General features: G+C 51.2%; 12 protein-coding genes. 2 read left to right on the plus strand and 10 right to left on the minus strand.

Going from position 1 to position 12,290, the window contains the following annotated elements; genetic code table 11:
* Positions 1-36: 36 nt before the first annotated feature.
* The gene (locus tag FD744_RS05370; RefSeq protein ID WP_160867578.1) at positions 37-1,176 is read left to right on the plus strand and encodes an alpha-hydroxy acid oxidase; all 1,140 of its coding nucleotides are present in this window, start codon (positions 37-39) and stop codon (positions 1,174-1,176) included.
* Between the two features lie 46 nt (positions 1,177-1,222).
* Here the strand turns inward: FD744_RS05370 and FD744_RS05375 are convergent, their stop codons facing one another.
* The 4 genes from FD744_RS05375 to FD744_RS05390 form a co-directional block, all read right to left on the minus strand.
* Positions 1,223-1,942 carry a dienelactone hydrolase family protein gene (locus tag FD744_RS05375; protein ID WP_160867579.1) on the minus strand — a complete coding sequence of 240 codons (720 nt, stop codon included), beginning with the start codon at positions 1,940-1,942 and terminating at the stop codon, positions 1,223-1,225.
* 128 nt (positions 1,943-2,070) lie between these two features.
* Positions 2,071-3,285 (minus strand): multidrug effflux MFS transporter, encoded by a 1,215-nt coding sequence (locus FD744_RS05380; RefSeq protein ID WP_160867580.1) that lies wholly within the window; start codon positions 3,283-3,285, stop codon positions 2,071-2,073.
* A gap of 209 nt (positions 3,286-3,494) precedes the next feature.
* Positions 3,495-4,184, minus strand: a complete 690-nt coding sequence (locus FD744_RS05385; RefSeq protein WP_160867581.1) for a type 1 glutamine amidotransferase domain-containing protein — start codon at positions 4,182-4,184, stop codon at positions 3,495-3,497.
* Positions 4,185-4,197: 13 nt separating this feature from the next.
* Positions 4,198-5,616, minus strand: a complete 1,419-nt coding sequence (locus FD744_RS05390) for a coniferyl aldehyde dehydrogenase (protein ID WP_160867582.1) — start codon at positions 5,614-5,616, stop codon at positions 4,198-4,200.
* Between the two features lie 104 nt (positions 5,617-5,720).
* On the opposite strand from FD744_RS05390, the gene FD744_RS05395 reads away from it, so the two are divergent.
* Complete coding sequence (locus FD744_RS05395; protein ID WP_160867583.1) at positions 5,721-6,611, plus strand: LysR family transcriptional regulator; 891 nt, start codon at positions 5,721-5,723, stop codon at positions 6,609-6,611.
* Here FD744_RS05395 and FD744_RS25905 read toward each other — a convergent pair.
* The 6 genes from FD744_RS25905 to FD744_RS05420 all read right to left on the minus strand — a co-directional run bounded on the left by FD744_RS25905 (position 6,608) and on the right by FD744_RS05420 (position 12,066).
* Positions 6,608-6,916, minus strand: a complete 309-nt coding sequence (locus tag FD744_RS25905; protein WP_306439522.1) for a hypothetical protein — start codon at positions 6,914-6,916, stop codon at positions 6,608-6,610. The two genes, FD744_RS05395 and FD744_RS25905, sit on opposite strands and share 4 nt — an antisense overlap.
* A gap of 19 nt (positions 6,917-6,935) precedes the next feature.
* Complete coding sequence (locus FD744_RS25910) at positions 6,936-7,355, minus strand: hypothetical protein (protein ID WP_306439523.1); 420 nt, start codon at positions 7,353-7,355, stop codon at positions 6,936-6,938.
* On the minus strand, positions 7,345-7,614 hold the full coding sequence (locus FD744_RS05405) for a hypothetical protein (RefSeq protein WP_160867584.1): 270 nt from the start codon (positions 7,612-7,614) through the stop codon (positions 7,345-7,347). The genes FD744_RS25910 and FD744_RS05405 overlap by 11 nt, the downstream gene beginning before the upstream one ends.
* Positions 7,615-7,744: 130 nt before the next feature.
* A complete protein-coding gene (mqo, locus tag FD744_RS05410) occupies positions 7,745-9,391 on the minus strand; it encodes a malate dehydrogenase (quinone) (RefSeq protein WP_034823997.1) in 1,647 nt (548 codons plus the stop codon).
* A 306-nt stretch (positions 9,392-9,697) separates the two neighbouring features.
* Positions 9,698-11,086, minus strand: a complete 1,389-nt coding sequence (locus tag FD744_RS05415) for an APC family permease (protein ID WP_160867585.1) — start codon at positions 11,084-11,086, stop codon at positions 9,698-9,700.
* A gap of 149 nt (positions 11,087-11,235) precedes the next feature.
* Positions 11,236-12,066 carry a helix-turn-helix domain-containing protein gene (locus FD744_RS05420; RefSeq protein ID WP_034823993.1) on the minus strand — a complete coding sequence of 277 codons (831 nt, stop codon included), beginning with the start codon at positions 12,064-12,066 and terminating at the stop codon, positions 11,236-11,238.
* Positions 12,067-12,290: the final 224 nt, after the last annotated feature.

Below are 12,290 nucleotides of genomic sequence, written 5' to 3' on the forward strand. Positions count from 1 at the left end.
TATTTTATTTGGCCGCTTTTTTTATCAGGTGGAAAAGTGACCATTACCTGTATTGAAGAATTGCGGCAACTGGCGCGAAAACGTGTGCCAAAGATGTTTTATGACTATGTCGATGCAGGTTCCTGGACGGAATACAGCTATCGTGCCAACGAAGCAGATCTACGTCTCATCGAATTTCGTCAACGTGTTGCGGTGGATATTGCGGAACGCAGCACGGCAAGCCGAATGATGGGGCACGATGTCGCGATGCCGGTGGCGATTGCCCCCACCGGGCTGACCGGCATGATCCATCCCGATGGTGAAATTCATGCGGCACGCGCAGCCAAAAAATTTGGTATTCCCTTTACGCTCTCTTCCATGAGCATCTGTTCGCTGGAAGCTGTGTCGCAGGCCACGCAGGGACATCCATTTTGGTTTCAGCTGTATGTATTACGTGACCGGCAGTTTGTGGCAAATCTGATCGATCGCGCTAAAGCAGCTAACTGCAGCGCGTTGGTCGTGACCATGGACTTGCAGGTCTTTGGTCAGCGCCATAAAGACATTAAGAATGGCCTTTCCACGCCGCCCAAAATGACCCTGCGCAATGTGCTCAATATTGCCACTAAACCGCGCTGGTGCTGGCAGATGTTGAATACCAGACATCGTAATTTTGGCAATATCATCGGGCATGTAAGCGGTGTGGATAACATTGACTCGATGGTGGAGTGGACGGCACAGCAGTATGACCCGCGGCTCTCCTGGAAAGATATCGAATGGATTAAACGGCACTGGGGCGGCAAGTTGATTGTGAAGGGCATAATGGATGCCACTGACGCGCAACTGGCGATCGAAGCGGGTGCCGATGCGTTGATTGTTTCCAACCATGGTGGGCGTCAGCTGGACGGCGTGTCTTCGTCAATTACACTGCTGCCGGAAATTGTGGCGGCGGTAGGCGATCGAATAGAAGTGCATTTTGATGGCGGCATTCGTTCCGGGCAGGATGTATTAAAAGCCATAGCGTTAGGCGCCAAAGGCACTTATATCGGGCGCAGTATGCTGTATGGATTGGGGGCGCTAGGTGAAGAAGGGGTGACCACAGCGCTAAGCATCATCCGTAACGAGTTTGATCTGTCGATGGCGTTTTGCGGCAAAACCGGTGTAGCGGATATTGATGGCGGGATTTTACGCGTGCGCTGAAAGACGGGGGAAATAGCGGGAGGCTAGTCATCCTCCCGCCGCGTCATTAAAACACTTCATCCAGCAATTGATACAGGCGTTTGAAGGCACGCTGCGTCACTTCCGGATGATACTGCGATACGCCAGCATTATCGGCTTTCGGATCGGTGAAGGAGTGCACCGCACCGGCAAAGCTCACCAGCTGCCAGTCAACGCCCTTGCTGTTCATCTCATTCGCGAAGGCGGCTAACTGCTCGCGCGGCACCAGGGGATCGGCCGCGCCGTCCAGTACCAGCAGTGAAGCCTGAATAGTATGACTGTCATAAGCGCCCTGGGTATCCAGCGTGCCGTGGAAAGAGGCGGCCGCTTTGATATCCGCGCCGCTGCGTGCCAGCTCCAGCGCGCAGTGGCCGCCGAAGCAGAAACCGATAGCCGCTACCTTATCCGCATTAACGGGAGCCGTAGTTTGCGTGCGCAATGCGCTGAGCGCCGCCTGCATGCGCGCCACTTCGGCGGGGGTGTCTTTCACTGCCATCATCATCGCACCCGCTTCTTCGCCGTTAGTGGGGCGTTGACCCTGACCGTACAGGTCAGCCACCAGCACCACATAGCCGTGGGCAGCAATGGCTTTGGCTTGTTCAGCAGCATCCGCGGTAGCCCCCATCCAGTTGGGCGCAATAACAATGCCTGGTTTAGCAGGGTTATTATCAGCCTGATAAACTAAATAACCTTCAAATGTCTCGTTGTCCACGGTGTAAGAAAGGAATGAAGACTGGATATTGCTCATTAATTAAGCTCGCTTATTTTTATTAGCAGATGAAGCCACGACGTTACCGACTATTTTAGATTTAGCAATTGCATGCTGAACGCACCGCACCAAATGTTTAATGTCATATTTAATGTTTCACCGTAGCATTAAATTTCTGCCATTTTTGGCTGAGATTTTCCACCGCCAAGCGTGCTGAGAAAACTGAGCAGGGTGAATACCGTCATAATGCTCACCATAATCCATGGCGTACCGTTGTTAAGCCCTGCCAGCAGCAGTGAGGAGACAATGCCACTACCGTATTGCAATGAACCTATTAGCGCGGAGGCTGAACCGGTGGCATTCGGCACGGCATCCAGCGCGGCTGCGGTAGCGGAGGCGGCAATAATTCCGTTCATTGAGAAGAAAATGAAGATACAGATGACCAATCCCGCCAATGCTGCCGGATGCGTTTTCAGTACAAAACACATTACGAAAGTCATCAGTGCGGCGATAAAAGAGGCGGATTTCAGCAGCGTCTCAAGCCGGACCTTTTGCACTAAACGTTTATTAACGGTGCTGACCGTCACCAGTCCAAGGATATTTATGGCGAACAGCCAACCATAATGTTGCGGATCGATACCGAAATAGCTGATATACACCGCAGGCGATCCGACAATAAAGGCGTAAGCGGCAACGTAATAAAAAGTCACGCACAAGGTAAAACGCATAAAGTTTTTATTTTGCAACAATGCGCGATAATTACCCATTATTTGCCGAGGTGACGCCGTTACCCGTTTTTCTGCCGGCAGTGTTTCAGGAAGCCAGAGCAGTGATATGAACATCAATGCGCCGACTACCGCCAGAAACCAGAAAATCACCGGCCATTGCGAGTAACGAATGATTTGCCCACCCATTAATGGCCCCGCGATAGGGGCAATCGCCATGACAATGATCAGCGTCGACAGCATTTGCGCAGCACGCGTGCGGCTGAAAAGGTCGCGGATCATGGCACGCGCCAGCATCGGGCCGGTGCACGCGCCAGTGGCCTGAATGACACGCCAGAAGACAATCTGAGGCATGTCGCTGGAGAGTGCGCATCCCGCTGAGCCGACAGCAAAGATAATCATCCCGATATATAGCGGTGTTTTGCGGCCGAGTTGATCGCTAATCGGGCCCCAGATTAGCTGTGCGATGGCAAAGCCAATCAGGAATCCGGTGACCGTCAGTTCCGAATCGCCGTGTAACGCGGCTGACATCGCGGGCATCGCCGGTAGATAGATGTCGGTTGAGAGCGAGGTAAATGCCATCAACGCGCTGAGAATGACAATAAAAGCGATGCCGGTTTTCATATCCGGAGGATGCGTTGCAGTTTTGATATCCATAGTGTCTTTTTATGAGCAAAGGAAAGGACCTGTGCGGTGCCAGGGCTTAATTACAGTGATGGAAAAGGGGTTGTGAAGTAGCTTAACAAAGGCAGAAGGGATTGATTAGGTGCGCCAGTCTACTAGCACCTATGAGCAATATTCATTAATGGGAGGGTTAATAAGACGAGGGCACATCACCGCCAGAGCAGTGATGCGCTTTAACGCGATTAAGGCTGTTGTGCTGCCAGTTGCAGCAGCAGCGCTTTCGCCACATCTTCTGAGCTGGCCGGATTTTGTCCGGTGATCAAATGACCATCTTGTACGACAAACGGTGCCCAGTCAGCGCCTTTTTGATAATGCGCGCCCAGTTTGATGAACTCATCCTCAATCAGGAAAGGCACCACGTCGGTGAGCTCAACGGCTGCTTCTTCGCTATTGGTAAAGCCGGTGACCTGCTTACCCTGAATTAACGGGGCGCCGCTCGCAGCTTTCACATGGCGCAACGCGCCGGGTGCATGGCAGACAAAACCCATCGGCTTACCCGCACGATCGAAAGATTCGATCAACTGGATGGAGTCTGCTGACTCCGCCAGATCCCACAGTGGACCGTGGCCGCCAGGATAAAAGACCGTATCGAAATCCTGCTGATCAATGCTTGCCAACTTCACGGTATTGGCCAGCGCCTGCTGTGCCGCCGCATCGGATTTGAAACGTTCGGTCATAGCAGTCTGGAATTCAGGTAAATCACTTTTTGGATCCAGCGGCGGTTGTCCGCCAGCCGGAGAAGCCAACACCACTTCGGCACCCGCATCTTTAAACACGAAGTAGGGTGCGGCGAACTCTTCCAGCCAGAACCCGGTTTTTTTGCCGGTGTTGCCCAACGCGTCATGTGATGTCAGAACCATCAAAATTTTCATTGTCTGTCCTCGATTAATGTTGGTTATTCAGTAATGCAGTCAATGCTGCGCTTTTGTCCTGATAGGGCGCACGCAGCCGTAAATTTGTGGTGCCCGCCTCATCCTGGATCACAATCGGCTTGGCGTGGCTGAAACGACGGAATCCATGAACCCCGTGATACGCGCCGATACCGGATGCGCCCACGCCACCAAATGGCAGGCTGTCGAGAGAAGCATGGGTCATGACATCATTTATCACCAGGGCGCCAGAAGTGGTGTGCTGAGCCATCAGCTTTTGACGCTGTTCATCGTGGCCAAAATAGTAAGCGGCCAGTGGACGTGGATGCGCATTGATATAACGAATCGCTTCCTCTACCTCTCCGCTATAGCTTTTGACTGGCAGCAGCGGGCCAAAAATCTCTTCCTGCATGACCGTCATCTCTTCGGAGACATTGAGGATCAAATGCGGCGCGATTTTGCGGCTTTGCGCATCAAAGTCCGGCTCACCCGCAGGGGCCAGGCTAACGATCCGGGCTCCTTTAGCTCGGGCATCTTCGATCAGACCGATCAATCGCTGATAATGACGAGCACTGATTATGGCGGTGTAATCCACGTTGCTTTGTAGCGTTGGGTACGTCTGATGCATGAACTGCTGTGACGCGGTGATAAATTCCGCTTCAGCGGCATACGGAAGTAATAGGTAATCCGGTGAGATACAAATTTGACCGGCGTTAAAGGTTTTTATGGTCAGGGTTCGGGCTGCCGCCATTGCCACATCCGCATCTGCGTGGATCACCACCGGCGACTTTCCACCCAGTTCCAGCGTAACAGGCACCAGATTCTCTGCCGCTGCACGCATCACATGCTTACCGACGGCGGTGCTGCCGGTGAAGACCAGATGGTCGAATGGCAGAGCGCTAAACGCTTGTCCCACGCTGGCGTCACCCAGAACCACGCTGAGTTCATCGGCGGCGAAGTAACGCGGCACTAACTCCGCCAGTAATGCGGAGGTGTGGGGTGTCAGCTCAGAGGGTTTAAGCATCGCAGTGTTGCCCGCAGCAAACACACCGGCCAGCGGGCCAAATGCCAGGTTAATCGGGAAGTTCCATGGGCTGATAATGCCGACTACGCCTAAGGGTTGTGGTTCGATGCGCGCCTGCATACCCGCAACCGGGACTTCGGCGATCTCCGGCTGCATCCACTGATCCAGATGTTCAGCGGAGTGCTGCAACATATTGATGGTGGTCATCAGGTCGGCCGCCTGGGTTTGATAGGCACTGCGATGACCAAAATCGGCGCTGATGGCCGCAGTAAACGCGGCATGATTCTCGCGAATTAATGCCACGCTGCGTAATAAGCGATCGCGGCGAAGTTCGGCGCTAGCAGGTTCGTTCTGCAGATGAGCCTGTTTCATTGTGTGCAGCACATGCAGTAATTCTTGCTGAAGTGACATGATTTTTTCCCGTGCTTTTCAAGATGTGGGCAGCTTACTCGCGCTGGTATTTGACGGCTAACAAGGCTATTTTGGCAGGGGTATAAAATAATTTATGGGGCACTATGTCACTGGTTCGCTTACGAACGTTTATGGAAGTGTATCGCCAGCGCTCAATTTCCGGTGCGGCGCGCGCACTGAATCTGACGCAGCCTGCGGTTTCGCAACACATTAGCGGCCTGGAAGTCGCAGTGGGTCGACCGCTGTTTGAGCGTCAGGCCCATGGCGTGATGCCAACGGCCGCTGCCGACGATTTGGCCGCTGATATAGGCAACTCTCTGGATACCGCAGAGTCCGCTTTATCATCGGCGCGTGCCCGATCGATGGATGTGAGTGGAACGTTGCAGATCATTGGACATGCTGATTTTATGGCGGAGAAATTATCGGCTGAATTGCTGCCACTGCTTGAAAGCGGCATTCGCGTGCATATGCACAGCGGTGATGGTCCGCTCGTTGCGCAGATGGTGATTGAAGGGCATTGTGATCTCGGCGTGACGGCACATCCGGTGACCGATCCACGTTTAAAGGGGGAAGTGATTTTTCAGGACCGTGTGGTTGCTGTGGCTGCACCGGCCGTGGCGGCTCGCTTACACAACAGCGCAGATTTTTCCGCGGATTTGATTAAAGAACCTCTGCTGGCTTATGACCTGAAACTGTCATTAATTGATCATTGGCTGGATAAAAATCGCATTAAATACCAGACGCTGTTACCTGCGGTAGTTGGGCAGGATTTACGTGGTTTGCGAAGTTTACTCTGCGGCGGATTTGGCTGGTCGGTGATACCGGCATTTTTATGTCAGGCGCAAATCGCGCAAGGGGAGTTGGTGGTGCTGGACGCGCCGGTGGGGGATACGGAAATTCGTTATCACCTTATCTGGTTACCCAGCGCTCTGCGCCAACCGCGTATTGCCCATGCAAGACAGGCACTGGTTTGGGGGATGAATAACAGCCATTAAGATTTATTATCTAAATGTTGTGACTGGTAGCTTTTATAATGTTTCCTGACTAACGGATCGTCAATGTCGCTATAATTGATTTGCCCTTTATCCAATCCATCCAGGCCTTTAATACTACCGATGGTTAAAGGCCATTCGTCCCTGCTATGAATCTCGATAATGAACGGTTGGAGATAACGATCCAGATGTCCTTTTCCTGGTTCACGAATTTCTCTACTCAATGTGCGAAGGTAATCGTCTTTTTTTGTTTTAGACCAGTCGACAGAAAAACCTGCACGGAAACTTATTTCCATGAAAGTTAGCAAAATTGTACGTCCGTTACCATCAAGAAAAGGGTGAGCAAAAGCCAGGCTGCCCCATCACTTCTCCTGGCTTTTGACGAAATTTGTCCCTGTCACTGGCAAGCTTAAGCGCATACTCCACTGCACGCTGAATAAGATGTGGATATTCAAATACCGTAAAGTGTTCGTCTTCACGCGCGCCTTTAAAGATCGATAGGTGAGGAACTAACTCGTCTCGGTCTTTTCCTGCCCAGTGATAGAAGTCACCGAAAAGAATTTCGTGAACTTTAAGTATGGAAGAATATTTTACGTGTTTTAGCGTTGATAGGTACAGCAGCGCATCTTCCAGACTCAGTTCGAATGAAAGATGTTCAGAAGCTTTAACTTCATCAGTATCTTTTAAATGTAAGGCATTCTGTAAATAACCCGCTGTTTCATAGTCGCCGAAAGGATCAAAAATCATGCAAAAAATTCTGTTTAATTTGTCTTTTCTCACGCAGATAGTCGCCTTGCATCTCCAGCGTTTCTGCCTTGGTTAAAATGCCTTTTTTCTTCAGATTAACCAGAAGTTGTTCGATGACATCAAGTTCTACGATGTCATCGGCCAGGCGAGTAATTGCAACAGCCATGCGACTCATACCATCACGGTCAGCCGTTACTTGGTGAAATTTAGCCAGTTCACGTACCTGATTAGCAACACTTAATGATGCAGATTTATTCATGTCTTTGCCTCATTCAATGATACCCAATTTTAGCACGCAGAAGGTTGAGTGTCTGCTATGCGATTTGACCTTATTCCAGACACAAGAAAGCCGGACATTGTCCGGCTTTCTTCATTAGCGCGAGGGAGAATTACAGCGCCATATCCTGCTTAGCGGATTCTGCGCGAGGCTTAGCCTGCGTAGGGGCAACGGACTGATCACCCATGTTGATGACCGGTGGTTTGGTCAACTGCAGCGTAGCAGCGGTGTTGTCCCAGACCTGCTGAGTCAGTGCGGTGTTGCCGTTCAGTTTCTGGCCGAAGCTTGGGATAATGCCGCGAATCTTCTCTTGCCACTCAGGAGAAGCGAACTGCTCCGGGAACAACTTCTTCATCACGTCGAGGGTGATTGGCGCAGCAGTTGAAGCACCTGGTGATGCACCCAACAGGGCCGCCACGGTTTTCTGCTGATCGGTCACGATTTCGGTGCCGAGTTTCAGCACGCCGCCTTTATCCGCATCTTTCTTGATGATCTGTACGCGTTGACCCGCCTGGATCAGTTTCCAGTCTTCTTTACGTGCGTTCGGGTAGTACTCTTTCAGCGCGGCAAAACGATCGTCGTCGTTCAGCATCACCTGACCAATCAGGTACTTCACCAGGTCAAAGTTATCGATACCGACGTGAGTCATCGGCATGATATTGCTGGTGGTAGTAGCGCTTAACAGATCGAACAGTGAGCCATTTTTCAGGTATTTGGTGGAGAAGGTCGCGAACGGCCCAAACAGCACCACGCGTTTACCGTCCAGATTACGGGCATCGATGTGTGGAACAGACATCGGTGGCGCACCGACTGAAGCCTGGCCGTACACTTTTTCCAGGTGACGACTGGTCACTTCTGGATTCTCGGTCATCAGGAACGAACCACCGACCGGGAAGCCGCCGTAGTTATCCGCTTCAGGAATACCGGTTTTCTGCAGCAGTTTGATGGCCGCGCCGCCTGCACCGATAAACACATATTTCGCGTCAACCGAACGGTTCTCACCGCTCTTCACATCTTTGATGGTGACGTGCCATGAATTATCGCTGTTACGTTTGAAATCAGTAACTTCTGAAGAGGTTTCTAATTTGAAGTTCTGATCTTTCTTCAGGCTTCCAATCAACTGACGGGTGATTTCACCGTAGTTAACGTCAGTACCCACTGGCGTCCAGGTGGCTGCCACTTTCTGATTAGGATCGCGACCTTCCATCACCAGCGGAGCCCACTGCTCAATCTGCTTGTGATCGGTAGAGAACTTCATGCCCTGGAACAGGGTGGTTTTCTGCAGTGCATCGTAACGCTTAGTCAGATACTCAACGTTTTTATCGCCCCAGACAAAGCTCATGTGTGGGGTGGAGTTGATGAATGAACGCGGGTCATGCATTACGCCGCGCTGTACCTGAGAGGTCCAGAACTGACGGGAAATCATGAAAGCTTCGTTAATTTCCAGCGCCTTGCTCACGTCGATTGAACCGTCTGCACGCTCTGGCGTGTAGTTCAGTTCCATGTTCGCAGAGTGACCGGTACCGGCGTTGTTCCAGCCGTTAGACGATTCCAGTGCGACGCCATCCAGACGCTCAACCATCAGCTGCTTCCAGCCTGGTTGCAGTTCCTGTAGCCAGGTTCCCAGTGAGGCGCTCATGACGCCGCCGCCAATCAACAGAACATCGGTTTTTTCTGGTGCGTTTTCAGCGTGGACCACTGAAGAAACAAGCAGCGCTGCCAGTGAAAGGGCAGACACGATTTTTTTAGAGTGAGTCATTCTGATCCTGATCTTTGTACTTTGCAGGTGAACGTTAAAATTTCGGTTTGCAAATTAAAAGATTGTTACGAAAAGATTAACTTGTTTTTAGTTAATAAAGTATTGGTGTTAATTACTTAACTTACATAAAACCAATGTGGCGGGAATTTAAGCAATGAATGCGAAAGGTAGGGAGATATATCCGTGAGTACTGCGCGGTTATTCTTTATAGCGAGCATCGCGACTTAGGTCAAATAAAACACCATAACGCCAGGTTAAATATTTACTCGCTAACTGGGTGCGCATTGCTGCGCACCGCAACGATGACTAAGCGCGAACTTTAAAACTGCGTTTCAGCGACATGCCGTATCCCATCAAGGCGCAGCCAGCAATGAACCAGGGAATCATCTTCACCACGCTGGAATCACTGCCGCTTAAGGATTGCAGATTATTGACCACCAAAATAATCGTCACGCTCATGCACACCATTGACAGTAACGGTGCCCAGAATACGGTGAATGGATTTTCGCTATTCTCCATCCGACGGAAGAACAGTATCACGGCAGCGGAAACGCCCAGTTGTAAAATCAAAATACACAGTGTGGCGACGGCAGAACCGATAGCAAAGATGTGCACCATCGGGTCCAATCCCGCGCTGCCCATACCTGCCAGTAGCATCAGCATGATCACGCTGTGAACGTGGCTGGCATTATGTGGCGTGCCATTGGTGGGATGAGTTTTGCACAACTCTTTCCAGATCAAACCATCGCGGCTAATGCTAAACAGATAACGTGAAATATTGTTATGAAACGCCAGCGCCGCCGCAAACAAACTGGTGATCAGCAATACCGACATGGTTTCTACGGCCCACTCTCCAACATATTGCCGGGTAATATTAAACACGAAATTACCGGGATCTTTGCTGGCAATCGCGACAATCTGATCAAAACCGTATGCCTGCACCAGTGACCAGCTGGTGAAACAGAAAAATGCCGTGATCAGTAACAAGGCACATACTGTGGCACGCGGCACAGTTTTATGTGGGTCACGGCACTCTTCCGCATATATGGCGGTAGATTCAAAACCGATAAAAGCGGCGATGGTGAAAATAAAGGCGATGCCGAGGTTACCCTGCATAAACACCGACGGCTCGAACGATTGGAAGCTATAAGGACCGACTTTTTTGATTAACAGCATCACGTCGGTGAGTAACACAATAGCCACTTCCGCCAGCATTAATATGCCGAGTAATTTTCCACCGACTTCGACGCGTTTAATGCTCAATACCCAGCATACCATCACAAATAGCATGCTCAATGCCCACCAGGGAATATGGGCAGAAAAGTGCTCTTCAATAAATAACTGCGTGAAGAATCCCAGCATTGCCACGATGGCAATCTGAATAGAGATATACGCCATCAACGCTAATACTGACGCGGAAGCGCCCCAGTTTTCGCCCATTCCTTTAGAGATATAGGTATAAAAGGCCCCCGCATTATTGACATGACGGCTCATGGCAATAAAGCCCACGGCGAATAACATCAAAATAATACACGAGAGAATATAAAACACCGGAATGCCACCGCCGTTGCCAGAAATAATCGCCACCGGCAAGCCGCCCACCACGCCTGTCAGCGGCGAGGCTGCCGCGACGACAAAAAAGACCAGAGAAAACAAACCCAACGTATTTTTGCGTAAGCCGGAATCCGTATTCATCGCCAAAGCCCTCAACCGCTAAGAGAAAGTTCTCAGGCAATCTGTGCCGCCTGAGGCAGGTAACATAGCGGCATCATTTCTCAGCTGAGCATCTGGCGGATAGAAAAAATCGGACAGCGTCATAGTGCAACGCTGCACCCTTTTAGTGCTCAGTGGAAACGCAAACGATGGAAATAGGCATCATGCGAAATACGCCGCTGATAATCACAGGGCGTGGTGCTGACAAACTTTTTAAACTCGCGCAGGAAGTGCGACTGATCGCTAAATCCAAGATCAAAGGCCAGATCGCTAAACGATACTTCCTGCTGTAAGTGAATGCTGCCCAGCGCCGACTGGCAGCGCAAAATGCGGCTAAAAGCCTTGGGTGACATCCCGGTATCCTGGCGAAACTGGCGCTGGATAGTGCGGCAGGTGTAGCCAGTCAGCGCTTCCAGTTGATCAATGCGAATGTTGCCTTTCTGCTGGCGCATGGTGTGGATGATCAAGGATGTGACGGCGGAAGCTTTGCGCACCAGGCGCGGCGTGAAACTGGCGTTGAACAAAGCAATCTGCCGCGAAAAATCGCGCGTCTGCACGATTTGTTCAAAGGCTAACCGTGCATCCGGCACCACATCGAGGAAATTAAACTCACGATCGGGAATCTCTTCTGCCATCACATCGAGGAAATCAGGAATGATGCCCGGTGCGAAGCGCACACCAAAATAGTGGTGGTTATGCTGCATATCGGCACCGCGCGCCTCCAGCGTGGTGCCACACACGCGTGCAGCAGGACGCTGCGCATCGCAATCAAACACAATATCTACGCAGCCGTCGGGAATCGCCAGCGTCATGCTGGCACTCTGCGCCACATCAAAACTATAAAAATGGGAAATAGCCGGGTTGTCTGACGCAATCAGCGAGTAATGCTGCGCGGCGTTCAGCACAAACCATGGCTGCTCAGGTTGAAATCCACTGTGGCGATAGAGGGGCAATTGTGTCATGGCGGGCTCCGCTGCGGGCTATTTACTGTCTGTGTGATGCAAGGGCTGTGCCACGCACGAATTTCGTCATGTCGCAAATATTCAATACAGCTCGACAACTGACGCGCTATTTCTATTTCACCCAGCGAAGACCATCGACACCTAAGACGGTTTTAGCCAGTGAAATCGCTATTTATGGCAGCGCTCGCCACGGCGGGAAATAGACCAAAAGACTGATTGATGAG

Origin of the sequence: Pantoea sp. Taur (genome assembly GCF_009830025.1) — a bacterium.
Taxonomy (GTDB): domain Bacteria; phylum Pseudomonadota; class Gammaproteobacteria; order Enterobacterales; family Enterobacteriaceae; genus Pantoea; species Pantoea communis.